The following is a 15,991-nucleotide window of genomic DNA, read 5'->3' as shown; positions in this document are numbered from 1 at the left end:
GTCAGGGCTTTTCCGGGGTGAAATACTCCGGGAAAGCCGCCCGCTTCTCGGTCATACGGTCGACAGTGCGCTGCAGGTGCTGCCGAAGCGCCTTCATCGCCGCATCAGCGTCGCCCGCCTCAATCCCGTCAAGGATTCGGCTGTGGCCGCCGATCACGTCTTTGTTGTTCAGAATGCGCCCTGCCTCGTCAATGTCATCCAGATGCAGGCGGCGCAGACGCTCCAAGTGGCCCGCGTGACTGCGCATGATGCGCTGGCTTTGCACATGCCCCGCCGCGACGAAAAGGGTCTGGTGGAACACTTCGTCCAGCTCCTGAAAGGTGGGCACATCGCCGGGCTGATCCGAGATGCTGCTTTGCAGGGCGACGATACTGCGCAGACGGGTCAGGGCTTCGGGCGCTATGTGGGCGGCCAAACGGCGCACGACCTCTGTCTCAAGCGCAATGCGCATGAACTGCGCTTCGCGGATCGCGGACATATCGATCGGCGTCACTAAAGTGCGCGACTGTGGGTAGATTTTGACCAGCCCCTCTTTGGCGAGTTGTTGCAGCGCGTCGCGCAGCGGCGTCAGGCTCACGCCATGGGTCTCGGCCAATTCCGCACGCAAGAGCGGGGTGCCGGGCGGCAGGTCGAGCCGGACAATCTGATCGCGCAGCGTGGCATAGACCCCGCGCCCCGTGGGGCCGCCTTCGAACAGACCCAGATCAGCCCCTCCGCCCAAGATACTTTTGGCGAGGGTCTGTGCGCTTTGCGCGGGGGGGGTGTTCGATGAGGTCATGTGGGCTCTTCCATAGCTGTTAAATCTAATATATCAGTTAATGACGTCTTACCGAAGCGGTTTTTTCGACACCCTGTGGGGGAGCATCCGATGGACAGCCAGACCATGCAAGTAGACCAAAGTGCAAGGGTGATGCTGCTGTCACCGACGGATAACGTGGTTGTGGCGACCTCGGCGGTGCCCCAAGGGGCGGTATTGCCGCAAGACGGGCTGCATGCCAACCACGATACGCCCCAAGGTCACAAGATCGCAATCCGGCCCATCCAGCAGGGCGCGCCGATCCTGAAATTTGACACGGTGATCGGCTATGCGGCGCAGGATATCGCGGCGGGGGACTGGCTACACAGCCATAACATCAAGTTCGATGCGGTCGACAAAGACTATGCTTTCGCCCGCGATTATACCCCAACCGACCTGCTGCCGCCCACAGAGCGCGCACAGTTTATGGGCATCCGGCGCGAGAATGGCCGGGTGGGCACGCGCAACTACATCGGGCTTTTCGTCACCGTGAATTGCTCAGCCACTGTGGCGCGCAAAATCGCCAACTATTTCGACGAAGAGCGGATGGAGGCCTGGGAGAATGTCGACGGCGTAATCCCTTTCATCCACGAATCCGGCTGCGGAATGGAGCTTACGGGCGAGCCGATGGACCTGCTGCGCCGCACGCTATCGGGCTACATCCGCCATCCCAATCTGGCCGGGGCCGTGGTCCTGTCACTGGGGTGCGAGCGCAACAATTTGGCGCAATTCTTCGAAGAAGAAGGGCTGGCGGAGGGCAAGATGCTGCGCACGATCACCATGCAGCACGTCGGCGGCACGGCCCGCGCGATTGCCGAAGGTAAGGACGCCGTGCGCGAAATGTTGGATCAAGCCAATGCCGTGCAGCGCGAACCCTGTTCGGCGGAACACATCACCATCGGCATGCAATGCGGCGGGTCGGACGGGCTTTCGGGTCTGTCGGCCAACCCCGGCCTTGGCGTGGCGGCGGATATTCTGGTCCGCAACGGCGGCACGGCCATCCTGTCGGAAACGCCCGAGATTTTTGGCGTCGAACACTTGCTCACCCGCCGCGCCCGCACCGAAGAGGTGGGCCGCAAATTGGTCGAGCGTATGGACTGGTGGCTTGAGCATACCAAGGGCCGCGACACGCAGATCAACGGCGTCGTAAGCCCCGGCAATCAGGCGGGCGGATTGGCGAATGTGTTAGAAAAATCCCTTGGCGGAGCCAAGAAAAGTGGCAGCACCGGCTTAATGGAAGTCTATCGTTATGCCGAAGCGGTGACCCAAAAAGGGCTGGTCTTCATGGACACGCCCGGCTTTGATCCAGTGTCGGCCACGGGGCAGATCGCGGGAGGGGCGAACCTGATTTGCTTCACCACCGGGCGCGGCTCTTGCTTTGGCTCTTACCCGTCACCGACGATCAAGCTGGCTTCCAACACGCCGATGTTCAACAAAATGCAGGACGATATGGACATCAACTGCGGTACCGTGATCGACGGTGAGTTGAGCCTAGAGGAATTGGGCCAAGCGATCTTTGAACGCATCATCGCCATCGCCTCGGGCGAGCAGAGCAAATCCGAAGCGCTTGGCGTGGGCGAAGAGGAATTCGCGCCTTGGCCGATTGGGGTCACGGGGTAACAGATGTCAGAGGGGACAGCGCAGATGAAACCGAACTATGTGAAACTGGTCGAGAATACGCCGCTGCCGCGCATGGCGCTGTGCCGTCAAACCTTTGCCGCGACGCAGATCGACGATCCGCGCGCTGCCGTGGCGGAGGCGATGCAGGCCGATTGCGCGGGCAAGATTAAGCCGGGCATGTCCATCGCCATCACCGCCGGCAGCCGGGGGCTGGCTAACCTGCCGGAACTGCTGGCCGCAATCGTGGCCGAGGTCCGCGCCCGCGGGGCCCATCCCTTTGTTGTGCCTGCAATGGGCAGCCACGGCGGGGCCACGGCAGAGGGGCAGACGGCGCTTTTAGCAAAACTGGGTGTGACCGAAGAAAGCCTCGGTTGCGAGATCCGCTCGTCGATGGAGACTGATGAGATCGGCGTGCTCGACAACGGCATGTCGGTGCGGATGGACCGCCATGCCAATGCCGCCGATGGGATCATCCTGTTCAACCGCATCAAACCGCATACGTCTTTCCGGGCACCGAACGAAAGCGGGCTGGCCAAGATGCTCTCGATCGGTCTGGGCAAGCAGTCGGGGGCCGAGACTTGCCATTCGCGCGGTATTGATAACGTCGGTATCTTCGTGGCCAAGATGGCGCGGATGAAATTGGAGCGCTGCAAGGTGCTTTTCGGCATCGGCACGATTGAGAACGCATACGATGGGCTGGCACAGGTCGTGGCACTCGACAGCGACGGGATGCTGGAGGCCGAAGCGCCCTATCTGCAAGAGGCCATGCGCAACATGCCACGCCTGCCGCTGGGGCCGCTTGATGCGCCGTCGGCCTCGGGCGATCTGGATGTGCTAGTGGTCGATGAGATTGGCAAGGAGTTTTCCGGTACCGGGATGGACCCGAATATCACCCATCGTTTCTCGAGTGAGAAGATGCAGGTCCACCTGCATATCTCGCGGTTGGTGGCGCTTGGCCTCTCGCCGCGCAGCAATGGCAACGGCAATGGCGCGGCGCGCGCGGATGTGATCACTGAACGGTTGGAACAGGATTTCGACCGCGAGGCGGTTTACGCCAATGCCATCACCTCGCAGGTGCTGAAACAATCGAAAATACCCATGGTCATGCCCTGCGACCGCACAGCGATTCAAACGGCGGTCAAGACCTGCGGGGCCGAGGATATCACCAAGGTCCGGCTGCTGCGGATCCCCAATACGCTGAAACTTGAGTATCTCTATGCCTCCGAGGCGATGCTGCCGGAACTGCGCGACCGTCCGGGGGTAGAGGTGGTCGGTGATTTGCAAGAGATGCAGTTTGACGGCGGCCTGTTGCGCAATCCCTGGCCGGAGGGGCATTGATGTTCGGGCAAGGGCTTCATCTGCACCTCGATCCGGTGGGCGGCGCGGCGGGCGATATGTTCATCGCGGCGATGCTGCATGCTTTCCCCGATCTGGCCGAGCGTGTGCTGGCCGATGTGGCCGCCGTATTGCCTGCCGAGGTGGGCCATGCGGAGCTGACCGAACATGTTGCCTCGGGCATCACCGCGCGGCGGTTTGAATTGGTGCTGGCAGCACCCGACGCAGGCGCGCGGCATGGGGCCGAGACGACCTACCGCGCCATGCGCACGCTTTTGGAAAACGCGCCGCTGTCAGATGGCACGGCAAAGTCCGCCTGCGCCATTCTGCACCGGATCGCAGAGGCCGAAGCGCAGGTGCACAACATCCCCATCGACCGGGTGCATTTTCATGAGATCGCCGATTGGGACGCGCTGATGGATGTGACCGCCGCAGGCAGCATCTGTGCGGCACTAGCGGGGGCTACAGTCTCGCTCGCGCCGCTCCCGCTTGGGGGCGGATTGGTTGAGACGGCGCATGGCAAGCTACCTGTGCCTGCCCCCGCGACCGCGCTGATCCTGCAAGGCTACGATTGGCACGACGACGGCGTGCCGGGCGAACGTGTAACCCCCACAGGTGCTGCGATCCTTGCGCATGTGACCGGTGGCAGTCCGTCGGCGAGCCGCCCTCCGGGTCGGCTGCGCTGCACCGGGTCAGGGGCCGGGACGCGGGTGATGAAGGGTTTGCCGAATATTTTGCGGGTCAGTGTTTTTGACACGGTGTCTGGGGGCATGCAGCAGGACAGCTTGGTGCAACTTGCCTGTGACATCGACGATATGACCGGCGAAGAACTGGGTGCGGCCGTGGACCGGCTGCGCGCGACGGCGGGCGTGGTTGACCTTCTGACACTCGCCGGGCAGGGCAAGAAATCACGGCCCGTAACACGTCTGGAGCTTTTGGTTTTACCGCAGGCGGCAGAAGAGATTGCGGCGCGGATGTTTGATCTGACCTCAACGCTTGGTCTGCGTCGGTCGGTGGTCGATCGGTTAATCCTGCCCCGTGAGAGTGAGGATGGCGCCACGCCGCGCCGCAAACGCGCGCAACGGCCGGGAGGGCATGAGACCATCAAAGTCGAGAGCGATGATCTGGCAGATGCCGACACCTTGCAGGAGCGTCGAAAACGCGCCCGCGCAGTAGAGGGGTAATATACCGGCGTCCAGTGATCTATCTTGCTTATCACCCGGCCCCATGTGAAAACGCCTAAAGCCGTTTCAGGGGGCCGTATGGAAAAGCAACTCACCGCCTCGCTGCGCCAGTATGAGGTCTTTGTCGCCATTGCAGAGACGCTGCATTTCGGCCAAGCGGCGGCGCATTTGGGCGTGGCGCAGCCTGCGCTGACCCAACAACTGAAACACCTCGAAACTGCTTTCGATGGCGCATTGCTTTTTGATCGGAACCGCCGCCGGGTCACGCTGACCGAGTTTGGCCGCGCGCTTTTGCCCGAAGCCCGCGCACTTTTGCAGCAGGCGCGGCGGGTCGAGGCCGTGGCCGAGGCGGCGCGCACGGGAGAGCGGGGGCGGATCGAACTGGCCTATGTCGGCTCGGCTTCCTATGCGGGGATCCTGGGGCGGCTATTGCGGGAACTGCGCGCAGGTGCGGCGGACGTGGATCTTATCCTGCGCGAGTTAGACATGGACTTGCAGATTGCTGAGATCGTGGCAGGCAGGCTTGACGCCGGTTTTGTGCGTTTGCCACTTTCCGGTGTCCCTGAAACATTGCTGACCCGCACCGTGCATACCGAGGATATCTTGCTGGCCGTGCCGCCGGATCACCGTCTTGCCGGGGTGCCATCGGTCGCCATGGCAACGCTGCGCGAAGAAAGCTTTATCTTTAGCCACCTTGGCCCCGATATGGGGTTCGCCGCCTGCGCTTATCAGCTCTGCGCCGACGCCGGTTTCGCGCCCCGTGTGGCGCATCGCGCGCCACAGTTTACGGCCATCGTGAATTTCGTTTCGGCGGGCCTCGGCGTCGCCTTTGTTCCCGCTTCCGCCGCGCGGATGAAGGACGCGGGCGTGTCGTTCCTCCCGATTAGAGACGCAAAGGTGCAAAGCCGGATCGGGCTGGCCTATCTGCGCGACCCGAGCAATCCTGTTCTGCGCAGGCTGCTCGACACCATAGAGCCCGAAAGCTGACTACCCGACCGCGGTGCCGCCGCAGACGAAAACCGTCTGCCCGGTAATAAAACCGCTCCGTGGATCGGCGAAAAAGGAAACCGCCTGCGCCACATCTTCGGGGGCGCCCATGCGGCCCACTGGTACCGCATCGACGATCGCGCGGGTTTCGGGGGCGTCTTTGGGGTTGTTCTCCCAAAATGCCGTCGTGGCGATGGGGCCGGGGGCGACGCAGTTGACGGTGATCCCATCACGCGCCAGTTCCAACGCCCAAGTGCGCGCCATGGATTGGATTGCACCCTTGCTGGCGGAATAGAGCGTCCGGTCAATTTTGCCCTTAGTGACGCGGCTGGTGTTCATCACGATGCGCCCCGCTCCGGCTGCGCGCATTCCCGGCACCAAAAGCTTTGCCGCCACTATGCTGGGGCGCAGGTTCAGGTGCATGATACGGTCAAAGTCATCAATCTCTACCGCGTCGAAAGATGCGGGCTTTACGATGCCAACGTTGTTGACCAAACAGGTGACCGGGCCGTTCTTAAGGACGATTTCCAAAGCCGCTGTTGTGGCTGCCGGGTCTGACAAGTCCACCTGCTGCGCATCCGCCCGCAGGGTGGGCTCCTCTGGCTCTGCGATGTCGAGCACAAAGACCCGCCAACCGTCCTCCTGCAATCTGCGCGCGATGCCAAGGCCGATGTTACGGGCGCCGCCAGTGACAACCGCGTGGCGCGAAGGCGAGGTTTGGGTCACGGGGGTCATCCTTTCGACGATCTACTGTTTACTTATCACCACCACCTAGTGATAAGTAAACAGCAGATATTTGGGAGGGGATAGCATGGCGGAACGCATCATCATCGTGGGCGCCGGAACGATGGGTCAATCCATCGGCAGGCTCTTTGCCAACCATGGCTGGGCGGTGCATGCGGTCGACCCTACCAAGGCCGCGCGAGAGATGTTTTTGGCCACGGTCACGGATGCGACTGCAAGCGCGGATCTGGAGGGGGCAGGGCGTGCGGATATTGCTTTGGAATGCGTGCCGGAAAACCTAGCCCTTAAACAGAAGGTCTTTGCAGCGTTAGAAAGCGTCGTACCCAAGGGCGCGCCGATCCTCTCCAATACCTCGGGTCTCACGCTAGAGGACATGTCCGCCCAAATGGTGCATCCCGACCGCGCCATAATCACGCATTTCTTTAACCCCGGCGACGTGATCCCAGCGGTTGAGGTCGTGGCCGCAAAGAATGCCCCCGCAGGGCTCTGCGATGATGTCATGAGCCTGCTGCGGAAGCTGGAGCGGCGGCCCGTGCGGCTTGACCATGCACCGCCCGGTTTTGTGGCCAACCGCATTCAACATGCGATCATGCGGGAATGTCTGCATCTGGTAGACGAAGGCGTCGCCAGCCCCGCTGAGATTGATGAGATTGTGCAGTGGTCTGTCGGTGTGCGTATGGCGCTTTCCGGGCCGTTTCGACAGCGCGATATGAATGGCTTGGGCACGCATCTCAGCATTGCCGAATACCTATATCCCGATCTTTGTGACCGCCACGATCCATCACCCACCCTCGCCGGCCTCGTCGCGCAGGGGCATCTTGGCAAACGCAGCGGCAAAGGGTTTTATGACTGGCCAACAGACGCGGGCAACGGGGCCACCGATGAGGCGCTGCAGCGTGTTATCGCTCTGGCGCGCGACAGCGCTGGTTAAGTACATTTTAAGTAATCGAGGACAACCATGACCGATAACCCAGCAATCATTTGCGTGGCCATCACCGGGTCGCTTCCCACAAAAGCCGACAATCCGGCAGTGCCGATTGACATCACCGAACAGATCGAAAGCACGCAGGCCGCGTTTGAGGCCGGAGCGACGATCTGCCATGCCCATGTGCGCACCGCCGATGGCACACCCACCGCAGACCCTGACCGCTTTGCGCGGCTGCAAGAAGGGCTGCGCAAACATTGCCCCGGCATGATCGTGCAATTCTCAACGGGCGGGCGTTCGGGCGCGGGCAAGAACCGGGGCGGGATGCTGCCGCTGCGCCCGGATATGGCCTCGCTTTCCGTGGGATCGAACAACTTTCCCAACCGCGTTTACGAGAACCCGCCCGAGCTTGTCGACTGGCTGGCAGGAGAAATGAAGACCTACAGCATTCTGCCCGAGATCGAAGTTTTCGATCTAAGCCACATTCTTCAGGCCAAGGCGATGGCGGACGCGGGCGCGATCCCGGCGCGGCCTTATATTCAGTTTGTCATGGGCGTGAAGAACGCCATGCCTGCGGATCGCGAGGTTTTTGATTTCTACATTCAGACGGTGAAACGGCTGTTTGGCGATATCCCGTGGTGCGCGGCAGGGATCGGACGCCATCAGGCGGAACTTAACGCGTGGTGTGCGGCGGCAGGTGGGCATCTGCGCACCGGGTTGGAGGATAATATCCGCATGGATAAAGACACGCTCGCGCCCTCAAATGCAGCGCTTGTCACCCGCGCGGCAGAGATCTGTGCTGAGGCGGGCCGCCCCGTCGCCACACCGCAGCAGGCGCGCGAGATTTTACGGTTGGGCTAGAGCTTAGGGGCTCTTCGCCGCCACCAATTTAATAGGGATATTATGATGAAGAAACTGACATTCACACTCGCCCTTTTCGCCAGCCCGCTCGCGGCGCATGAGGGCGCGCATGTGCATCCCCATGGCAATGATCCCTTTTGGTCGGTGGCGCTGTTGTCGCTGGCGATCGTGATCCTTGCCGCCGCGGTGCTGCGGCGCAAGTAACTGCAGCGGACGCCCCTTCGACTTCTCTTGCATCTTGTCTCTGTAGGACAGAGGTTGCATTCGACCTAGACCATTGCACTGCCAAAGGATCGTCGAATGATTGTCAGGGACCAGCCTAGCGCGCTGAAGCTGTTCTTTGTCCTACAGGGCTCTATCGTGCCGAATATTATCGGGCGGATCATCGGCGTGGCCGTGCTGACCGCTGTGGTTCTACTGGTGGATCAACATCTCGTCGAACTGCCCCATGTCTCTATCGCGGCGATGGGGATTTTCGGCGTCGCCCTGTCGCTGTTTTTGGGTTTTCGCAACAATGCCGCCTATGACCGCTGGTGGGAGGCGCGCAAGCTGTGGGGGGCAATGATTGCCGATCTACGTACCCTCGGGCGCGATCTGTCGATCTTTGTGGGGCGTGGTGAGGACCGGGCCGAGATCCTATCGCTTGGCGTGGCATTTGCCCATTTGCACCGTGGGTTTCTGCGCAGTGCCGATGTGCAAGCGCAGATCACCGACTGGGTTGGCGACAACCAAGCCAAAGCGCTGCTGGCCCGGACAAACCCCGCCGATGCTGCTCTGCGCGCCATGGCTGAGCGGATCAGCCATCTCGCAGCGCAGGATGGGCTGAGTGGTTTTGGACAGATGAGGCTTTCAGAAACGCTGGCCGCTCTTGCTGCCGCGCAGGCGGGGTGCGAACGCATTCTCACCACGCCTTTGCCCTTCGTCTATTCACTGATGGTGCGGCGCACGACCTATCTCTATTGCTGGCTGTTGCCCTTCGCGCTGATTGAAGCAACGAATTGGTTCGCGCCGATTTTCGCGGCGATTGTGGCCTATGTCTTTTTCGGCCTTCAGGCGGTCACCAACGAGCTGGAGCTGCCTTTTCGCAATGTGCAGAACGGCCTGCCGCTGGATGCCATGTGCAGGATCATCGAAGTCTCAGCCGCCGAGGCGTTGGACCGCGCGCCGCCGCCACTGCTGTCACCGCGCGATCATGTGCTGACCTAGCCCTCGCTTAGCCGCCAAAACCGCGCGATCCACCGGAACGGCCAAAGCCCCCCCGCGATGCGGCGGTGGCACGGGTCATCGGCGTCTTGCCAACCGTGGTTGTCGGCCGTGCGAACTGCGAAGTGCTGAGTTTTGCCGCACCGCGATTTGCCGAATAGGTGCTGGACCGCGCGGCATTGGTAAATCGGCCATCGGAGGTTTTATAAAGCGGCTGTGCTGCTGACATGCCCGCACGATTGCTCATCATATTGCCGATCAAATACCCAGCCAGCAGCGGCATGAAGATCCCGCCCGATCCGCCTTGGGTCGCCGCTTCTTCTGAACCACAGGCGTCAGCGCCATGCTGTTCTTCACAAACCTCAAGGCTGTCATAGCGCGGTGCGGACTCCACATGGAGGGTCTGGGCCTCATCAAAGGCGGTTTCGCATTGTTGCTGGGTGTACATCCCGCCGTTTGAGGCATCCGCGAGGCAGCTTTGTAGGTCGGGGAAGGCGGCGGCGTCGACCTTTTCTTCCTCGCATCCTGCAAGGGTAAAGGCGGCGGCACCGAGGATGGCGATGGAAACCCGTTTCGAGCGTTTGGTCATGATGGTCGTCTTTCTGCCAAGGGGCTGCGGGGCGAATGTTTATGCAAGAATGTAGTGCGGTTTGAAGCGGGACAAATCCTGAGTGATGCGCGAGCGGTCTTCGCGGATGCCGATGCCGACGCAGGTCTCGCCGACAATCCAAGACCCAATCACCGGGCGGAAGCCGTCGAATGTGGGCAGGGGCGCATAGGCTTGGACGATGCGCGGATGTTCGGCGTAGTCGGTGTTTTTCGACTGTTCGATCACCTTGCCCGATTGGTGAATCGCCACCGACGCCCCCTCGCGCGACAGGATCGGTTTACGCACATGCGCATCGGCTAATTCCGCGGCGGCGCGGTCAAAAGCCTCTGCGCAGCCGGGGGCAGCAGGGCCACGACCGGAAAGCGCCTCGGCCACATCCGCCTCGAAGAACGCAGGCAGCAGATTGGGATGGCCCTCAAACATCTGCCACAGCACGGGCAAGAGCCCCTTGTTCGACAGCAGCGCCTTCCAAGCGGGTTCCAAAAACAGGCAGCCCGACCCTTCGATATGCGCGGCATAGTCATCGCGCAGCAGGTCTTCCCATGGGTAGAGCTTGAACAACACCGCGATGCAGCGGTCTTGATCGTCGAGGAATTGACCGTCCTCGCTCAGCGCGATCTTGTCGAGGTCACAGTAATGCGCGCCAAGGGCCGCCTCTCGTGCGGCCCACCCCATGGCTTCGACAGTGCCGTAGTCTTCGGGGTTGTCGGCGATAGCGGTGAAATGCAGGTCGCTGTCCGGCTCAAAAACAGCGGCAAAACGGGCAACCAGCGCTTCGTGGATGCCGTTGAACTGGTCCGTACCCTCGGGCAGAACGCCTGCCTTCAATTGATCCTCAAGCCATTGCCACTGAAACGCAGCGCTTTCGTAAAGGGAGGTCGGGGTGTCGGCGTTATACTCCAACAGTTTGGCGGGGCGTTGACCATCATACGCCAGATCAAAGCGGCCGTAGATCTCAGGATCACCCCGGCGCCAACTCTCGGCCACGAGATCGCGATGCGCCTCCGGAATCGCAAGGCGCGTCATCAACTCTTCGCTGGCAATGATCTCAGCCACGGCTTCGCGGCACATACCGTGCAACTCGGTCGAGGGGTCTTCGATGTCGTTCTCGATCTGCTCAAGCGACAAGGCATAGGCCGAGGTTTCGTCCCAGTACGGCTCTCCGTGCATATCGGCAAAGGTAAAGCCAACCTCCTCGGCATGGGCGCGCCAATCGGGCCTTTCGGGCAATGTAATCTTTTGCAACGCTCTGTTCCCCCGGTTTTCAGTTTGCTTGTAATCGTCTTTGCAGGTGGCAGCCAGAGGGGGATCCGGTATCGCGCGCCCGGCCGAGACCGAGCCGCCTGTAATTCACATTATGTAATATAACCTCAGTCCATCGTGGTCTTCAAAAGGTCTCCTTCGCGAGGCGCGACACTTCCCTCCGCTTGCCGCCAACGTCCGCCGACCTACCTGCGATCTAGCCGATAACCGGGGGCCGCCTCCCGCTCTCATTTAGCCAAAGGAATTTGTCATGGAAACGAACCTGACCATTAATGGCACACAACAGCACCTGGACCTCGACCCTCGCACCACATTGCTGGATGCCTTGCGCCATCATCTTGGATTGACCGGCAGCAAAAAGGGCTGCGATCACGGGCAATGCGGCGCTTGTACAGTCATGGTAAACGGCCGCCGGATCAACGCCTGTCTGACGTTGGCCTGTATGCACGATGGGGATGAGGTGACCACCATCGAAGGCATCGGTCAGCCCGGAAACCTTAGCCCACTGCAAGAAGCCTTCGTCAGTGAAGACGGTTTTCAATGCGGCTATTGCACGCCCGGTCAAATCTGCTCGGCCACGGCGATGCTGGAAGAAATCTCCAACGGTTGGCCCAGCCATGTGACCGATGATCTGGACGGCAAAGCAAAGCTCACCCCGGAGGAAATTTCAGAACGGATGAGCGGCAACCTCTGCCGTTGTTCGGCCTATCCCAACATCGTTGAGGCGATCCGCAAAGCTGCGGGGGAAACTGCATGAGACATTTTGATTATACTCGGGCCGAAAGCGCTCAAGGCGCGGTACGTCAGGCGGCCAGCGGTGGCACCTTCATTGCTGGTGGCACAAATCTGTTGGACCTGATGAAGCTCGAAGTCATGGCGCCGGAAGCGCTAATTGACATCAACCGCTTGGACCTAAACGAGATCGAAGAGACGGATGACGGCGGGCTGCGCATTGGTGCATTGGTCACTAACAGTGATCTGGCCAATGATACCCGCATTCGCAAAGGTTGGCCTGTGCTCAGCCGGGCGCTGTTGGCGGGTGCGAGCGGACAGTTGCGCAACAAAGCCACAACGGGCGGTAACCTACTGCAACGCACACGCTGCCTATATTTCTATGACCGCGCTATGCCCTGCAACAAACGTGAGCCGGGCACGGGCTGTTCTGCGATAGATGGGGTCAACCGTATTCTTGCGGTCCTTGGCACATCGGAACACTGCATCGCCACGCATCCCAGCGATATGGCCGTTGCCATGCGCGCCCTCGGGGCCGAGGTGGAAACTCTGAAAGAAGACGGCAACACGCGCCGTCTGACGCTGGATGACCTCTATCTGTTGCCCGGCGACCGACCTGATCAAGAGACTGTGCTGGAACCGGGCGAGTTGATCACTTCCGTGGTGTTGCCTGCACCTGTTGATGCAAAACAAACCTACCGCAAGGTGCGCGATCGAGCGTCCTATGCCTTTGCCTTGGTTTCAGTTGCTGGTCTCGTCAAAGTGGAGAACGGTCAAATCGCCCGCGCTGATCTGGCCTTTGGTGGGCTTGCCCCGAAACCTTGGCGAAATGCCGAGGTCGAGGACCTGCTGACCGGAGCGGCCCCTTCTGAAGACCTGTTCAACACAGCCGCTGACCTGCTTCTTGCTGAGGCCAAAGGCTTTGGTGGGAACGATTTCAAAATCCCCCTTGCCCGCCGCACGCTAGTGTCGGTGCTGAACGAACTCACTGAGGAGGCACAGCAATGACCGAGCAATTTAAGATGGACGCCCCTGCTACCGCTCGCAGATTGGATAACATGGCGCAGGGTCTTGTCGGTGCGCCGCTCGACCGCCCCGAGGGGCCGTTGAAAGTGACCGGCACTGCGACCTATGCCAACGAATGGCAAGTCGAGGGCATGGTGCATGGCGTCATGGTTCGCGCGCCGGGCAACAGCGGGCGCGTGGTATTGGCGAACCGCGATGCCGTAGCAAAGATGCCGGGCGTGCTCTGCGTGATCCAAGACGACCGTCTTCTGCGCAACCCCGCGCAGGGCACCGCAAACAAAGCCCCTATTCAGGGGCCGCATCATGCCACCTACTTCGGCCAGTTGATCGCTGTCGTGGTCGCCGAAGGGTTTGAACAGGCCCGTCACGCGGCGCAATCGCTTAAGGTGCAGCTTGAGAATGGGGAGGTCATGCCCGTTGATCCTGACACCGCAGCGGTCGAACCGCAGAAGGGAAAAGCGCTGGATCAGGGCGATCTGGATGGCGCGATGAAAGAGGCGGCATTCACGGTGGATGTGACCTATACCACCCCCTCGCATTCCAGTTCACCGATGGAGCCACATGCCTCTATCGCGTCGTGGGACGGTGATGACCTGACCCTGCGCGGCAGCTACCAAATGTTGAAATACAACCGAAATGAGCTTTCGGATGCGCTTGGCATTCACCCAGATCGGCTGCGCATACTGTCGCCCTATGTTGGTGGTGGGTTCGGCTCAAAACTCGGGATCACACCCGAAGCGGTTGCGGCAGCTATCGCCGCCAAAGAGGTGGGCCGGCCCGTCTCGGTCGCGTTGCAGCGCCCGCAGGTCTATGAGGCAACGATGCGCCGGTCGGAAACCACACAGCGGGTGCGCCTTGCCGCCGATGCCGAAGGGCGCCTGATGGGCCTTGGTCATGACGCGCGCGTGTCGAACCTGCCCGGAGAAACATTCGCCGAGCCGGTGCTTCAAGCGTCCCATTTCCTCTATTCAGGGGCCAACCGGAAAATGTCGATGGAACTGGCACGGGTGCACCGCCTCTGCGCGGGTTCCGTCCGCGCCCCGGGCGAGGCGGTCGGTGTGACCGTGTTCGAAGGGGCAATGGATGAGCTTGCAGATAAAATCGGCATGGACCCGGTTGAGCTGCGCCGTCGCAACATCCCCGAGAAAGACCCTGAAAGCGGCAAAGAATTCTCCTCCCGCCGCTTCCGCGAAGCGCTCGACAGTGGGGCAGAGACCTTTGGCTGGGCCGAGCGCCCCGGCGTCAAGGAACGGCGCGAGGGGGAATGGCTGATCGGCTACGGTATGGCTTCGGCGGCACGGATCAATGTGCTGATGGAAAGCAAAGCGCGCGTGACACTGACACCCGAGGGGGGCGCACGGGTCGAAACTGATATGACCGACATCGGGACTGGGACCTATTCGATCCTCGGCCAAATCGCGGGGGACATGTTGGGTCTGCCGCGCGATGCCGTGGATGTGGTGCTGGGCGATACCACCCTGCCCCCGGCCTCTGGCTCAGGCGGGTCTTGGGGAGCGTCTTCGAGCGGCACCTCGGTCTATCTGGCATGCGAAGCGATCCGGCGGCAGTTGGCCGAGCGGCTGGAGGTCGACGAAAACGACCTTACTCTGAAAGATGGCATGGCTACTTTCGACAATCAAACCCGCCCCTTGAGTGAGATCCTAAACGGAGATGAGATTGCCAAACTTGGTCACGTGGTGCCGGGTGATACCTCCGAAGCAGTCCGGCAAGCAACCTTTGGCGCCTACTTCGCCGAGGTCGCGGTTCACGCCGCCTCGGGCGAGACACGGGTGCGGCGGATGCATGGCACCTTCGCTGCCGGGCGGATCTTGAACCCTAAAACGGCACGCTCTCAATGTCTGGGCGGGATGACCTTTGGGATTGGCATCGCCCTGACCGAAGAGCTGTCGTTCGACCCACGCGACGGGCATGTGGCGAACCACAATCTTGCGGAATACCACATTCCGGTGAACGCCGATGTGCCGCAATTGACCGTCAATCTGCTGGAAGAGCGGGACGATTGGGCCAATCCGCTACAGGCGAAAGGGATTGGCGAGCTGGGCATTTGCGGCGCGGCTGCTGCAATCACCAACGCGATTTACAACGCCACCGGCGTGCGGGTGCGCGACTATCCTGCGACTTTGGATAAGGTGATTGCCGGGATGTGATCGATGAGGGGCGGCTTTCCCCGCCTCCCTTTATTCAAATTAGCAGACGCGGAAGGCTGTGTGACGGCTTTCGGAAGGCACGCCTGCAGCAGCAGAGTTCCACATACGGCGGGTAAAGTCGGCCAGCTCTTCGCTGGGCTCATCCGAAGGAACCAGCGGTTCCAACGCCATGCCGCAGATCGGGCAGGCACCGGGCGCGTCTCGGATGATCTCAGGATGCATCGGGCAGGTAAATTGGACGTCCGCAGGCGCTGCCTTTGGACGCTTAGCGCTTCGGCCAGTTGCATAAAGCCACCGGTCTTCTTAGAATTTCGTCAGGCATTTTTCTGAGCAGAAATGGAAGGTCTCGCCTCCGGTGACAGGAATCTCAAGTTAATTTTGATGGTGGTTTGCAGCGTGTGCCCTGACAGGATGATGCGCGAAGAATGCCCGACGAGTGCCGCGAACTGCCCTGACAGCGCGAAGATGGCCCCGCCGATCATCATCCCGGAGCCCATGGCCACCGCGCCGGGAGGTGTGATGCTGTCTTCCTGTGGG

General features: G+C 61.0%; 16 protein-coding genes and 1 pseudogene. 11 read left to right on the top strand and 6 right to left on the bottom strand.

Translation table 11 applies throughout. The annotated features are described in order from the left end of the window. Position 1: 1 nt before the first annotated feature. Positions 2-778, bottom strand: coding sequence for a GntR family transcriptional regulator (locus tag DSM14862_RS19460; RefSeq protein WP_007121108.1), 777 nt, complete (start codon positions 776-778; stop codon positions 2-4). Between the two features lie 90 nt (positions 779-868). Here DSM14862_RS19460 and DSM14862_RS19455 point away from each other — a divergent pair, with 90 nt between their 5' ends. The 4 genes from DSM14862_RS19455 to DSM14862_RS19440 all read left to right on the top strand — a co-directional run bounded on the left by DSM14862_RS19455 (position 869) and on the right by DSM14862_RS19440 (position 5,922). Continuing rightward, positions 869-2,416: a UxaA family hydrolase gene (locus tag DSM14862_RS19455; protein ID WP_208855132.1), complete on the top strand. Its 1,548-nt coding sequence runs from the start codon at positions 869-871 to the stop codon at positions 2,414-2,416. Positions 2,417-2,419: 3 nt separating this feature from the next. After that, positions 2,420-3,754, top strand: coding sequence for a nickel pincer cofactor-dependent isomerase, group 22 (locus DSM14862_RS19450; protein WP_007121110.1), 1,335 nt, complete (start codon positions 2,420-2,422; stop codon positions 3,752-3,754). Beyond that, positions 3,754-4,935, top strand: a complete 1,182-nt coding sequence (gene larC, locus DSM14862_RS19445; protein WP_007121111.1) for a nickel pincer cofactor biosynthesis protein LarC — start codon at positions 3,754-3,756, stop codon at positions 4,933-4,935. Before DSM14862_RS19450 ends, larC begins: the two co-directional genes overlap by 1 nt. Before the next feature lie 78 nt (positions 4,936-5,013). Next, positions 5,014-5,922: a LysR family transcriptional regulator gene (locus DSM14862_RS19440; RefSeq protein ID WP_007121112.1), complete on the top strand. Its 909-nt coding sequence runs from the start codon at positions 5,014-5,016 to the stop codon at positions 5,920-5,922. On the opposite strand, the gene DSM14862_RS19435 is transcribed toward DSM14862_RS19440, so the two are convergent. Then, positions 5,923-6,657 (bottom strand): SDR family NAD(P)-dependent oxidoreductase, encoded by a 735-nt coding sequence (locus DSM14862_RS19435; protein WP_050770473.1) that lies wholly within the window; start codon positions 6,655-6,657, stop codon positions 5,923-5,925. 76 nt (positions 6,658-6,733) lie between these two features. Between DSM14862_RS19435 and DSM14862_RS19430 the strand changes: the two genes are divergently transcribed. From DSM14862_RS19430 to DSM14862_RS19415, 4 genes are all read left to right on the top strand, one after another. Then, a complete protein-coding gene (locus tag DSM14862_RS19430; RefSeq protein WP_007121114.1) occupies positions 6,734-7,597 on the top strand; it encodes a 3-hydroxyacyl-CoA dehydrogenase NAD-binding domain-containing protein in 864 nt (287 codons plus the stop codon). Between the two features lie 27 nt (positions 7,598-7,624). Beyond that, positions 7,625-8,452, top strand: coding sequence for a BKACE family enzyme (locus DSM14862_RS19425; protein ID WP_007121115.1), 828 nt, complete (start codon positions 7,625-7,627; stop codon positions 8,450-8,452). Positions 8,453-8,497: 45 nt separating this feature from the next. Further along, a complete protein-coding gene (locus tag DSM14862_RS19420) occupies positions 8,498-8,656 on the top strand; it encodes a hypothetical protein (RefSeq protein WP_007121116.1) in 159 nt (52 codons plus the stop codon). Positions 8,657-8,752: 96 nt separating this feature from the next. Further along, positions 8,753-9,658 carry a bestrophin family protein gene (locus tag DSM14862_RS19415; protein ID WP_007121117.1) on the top strand — a complete coding sequence of 302 codons (906 nt, stop codon included), beginning with the start codon at positions 8,753-8,755 and terminating at the stop codon, positions 9,656-9,658. 7 nt (positions 9,659-9,665) lie between these two features. Here DSM14862_RS19415 and DSM14862_RS19410 read toward each other — a convergent pair whose 3' ends face one another. Together DSM14862_RS19410 and DSM14862_RS19405 are read right to left on the bottom strand one after the other, a co-directional pair. After that, entirely contained in the window at positions 9,666-10,244 is a 579-nt protein-coding gene (locus DSM14862_RS19410; protein ID WP_007121118.1) for a DUF1190 domain-containing protein, read from the bottom strand. A 39-nt stretch (positions 10,245-10,283) separates the two neighbouring features. Beyond that, positions 10,284-11,510 carry a glutathionylspermidine synthase family protein gene (locus tag DSM14862_RS19405; protein ID WP_243254605.1) on the bottom strand — a complete coding sequence of 409 codons (1,227 nt, stop codon included), beginning with the start codon at positions 11,508-11,510 and terminating at the stop codon, positions 10,284-10,286. Positions 11,511-11,778: 268 nt separating this feature from the next. Between DSM14862_RS19405 and DSM14862_RS19400 the strand changes: the two genes are divergently transcribed. From DSM14862_RS19400 to DSM14862_RS19390, 3 genes are read left to right on the top strand one after another with little or no spacing between them, the layout of a single operon-like run. Then, positions 11,779-12,285, top strand: coding sequence for a 2Fe-2S iron-sulfur cluster-binding protein (locus tag DSM14862_RS19400; protein WP_007121326.1), 507 nt, complete (start codon positions 11,779-11,781; stop codon positions 12,283-12,285). Further along, positions 12,282-13,268: an FAD binding domain-containing protein gene (locus tag DSM14862_RS19395; protein ID WP_007121327.1), complete on the top strand. Its 987-nt coding sequence runs from the start codon at positions 12,282-12,284 to the stop codon at positions 13,266-13,268. Before DSM14862_RS19400 ends, DSM14862_RS19395 begins: the two co-directional genes overlap by 4 nt. Continuing rightward, positions 13,265-15,454: a xanthine dehydrogenase family protein molybdopterin-binding subunit gene (locus tag DSM14862_RS19390; protein ID WP_243254604.1), complete on the top strand. Its 2,190-nt coding sequence runs from the start codon at positions 13,265-13,267 to the stop codon at positions 15,452-15,454. The genes DSM14862_RS19395 and DSM14862_RS19390 overlap by 4 nt, the downstream gene beginning before the upstream one ends. Positions 15,455-15,529: 75 nt before the next feature. Here DSM14862_RS19390 and DSM14862_RS19385 read toward each other — a convergent pair. After that, positions 15,530-15,820: pseudogene (locus DSM14862_RS19385) on the bottom strand (heavy metal-binding domain-containing protein); the annotation flags it as partial. Beyond that, positions 15,769-15,939 carry a hypothetical protein gene (locus tag DSM14862_RS19380; protein WP_165481302.1) on the bottom strand — a complete coding sequence of 57 codons (171 nt, stop codon included), beginning with the start codon at positions 15,937-15,939 and terminating at the stop codon, positions 15,769-15,771. The pseudogene DSM14862_RS19385 and the gene DSM14862_RS19380, both read right to left, overlap by 52 nt. Positions 15,940-15,991 lie beyond the last annotated feature (52 nt).

Origin of the sequence: Sulfitobacter indolifex (assembly GCF_022788655.1) — a bacterium.
GTDB classification, from domain to species: domain Bacteria; phylum Pseudomonadota; class Alphaproteobacteria; order Rhodobacterales; family Rhodobacteraceae; genus Sulfitobacter; species Sulfitobacter indolifex.
Note: the sequence above shows the minus strand (reverse complement) of the source record. Positions and strands in the feature narration are given on the sequence as shown.

Coding starts and splice junctions, on each gene's coding strand:
- DSM14862_RS19455 (WP_208855132.1), top strand. CDS start 869: ATGGACAGCCAGACCATGCAAGTAGACCAAAGTGCAAGGGTGATGCTG.
- DSM14862_RS19395 (WP_007121327.1), top strand. CDS start 12,282: ATGAGACATTTTGATTATACTCGGGCCGAAAGCGCTCAAGGCGCGGTA.
- DSM14862_RS19400 (WP_007121326.1), top strand. CDS start 11,779: ATGGAAACGAACCTGACCATTAATGGCACACAACAGCACCTGGACCTC.
- DSM14862_RS19420 (WP_007121116.1), top strand. CDS start 8,498: ATGAAGAAACTGACATTCACACTCGCCCTTTTCGCCAGCCCGCTCGCG.
- DSM14862_RS19440 (WP_007121112.1), top strand. CDS start 5,014: ATGGAAAAGCAACTCACCGCCTCGCTGCGCCAGTATGAGGTCTTTGTC.
- DSM14862_RS19435 (WP_050770473.1), bottom strand. CDS start 6,657: ATGACCCCCGTGACCCAAACCTCGCCTTCGCGCCACGCGGTTGTCACT.
- DSM14862_RS19410 (WP_007121118.1), bottom strand. CDS start 10,244: ATGACCAAACGCTCGAAACGGGTTTCCATCGCCATCCTCGGTGCCGCC.
- DSM14862_RS19425 (WP_007121115.1), top strand. CDS start 7,625: ATGACCGATAACCCAGCAATCATTTGCGTGGCCATCACCGGGTCGCTT.
- DSM14862_RS19450 (WP_007121110.1), top strand. CDS start 2,420: ATGTCAGAGGGGACAGCGCAGATGAAACCGAACTATGTGAAACTGGTC.
- DSM14862_RS19380 (WP_165481302.1), bottom strand. CDS start 15,939: ATGATGATCGGCGGGGCCATCTTCGCGCTGTCAGGGCAGTTCGCGGCA.
- DSM14862_RS19430 (WP_007121114.1), top strand. CDS start 6,734: ATGGCGGAACGCATCATCATCGTGGGCGCCGGAACGATGGGTCAATCC.
- DSM14862_RS19390 (WP_243254604.1), top strand. CDS start 13,265: ATGACCGAGCAATTTAAGATGGACGCCCCTGCTACCGCTCGCAGATTG.
- larC (WP_007121111.1), top strand. CDS start 3,754: ATGTTCGGGCAAGGGCTTCATCTGCACCTCGATCCGGTGGGCGGCGCG.
- DSM14862_RS19460 (WP_007121108.1), bottom strand. CDS start 778: ATGACCTCATCGAACACCCCCCCCGCGCAAAGCGCACAGACCCTCGCC.
- DSM14862_RS19415 (WP_007121117.1), top strand. CDS start 8,753: ATGATTGTCAGGGACCAGCCTAGCGCGCTGAAGCTGTTCTTTGTCCTA.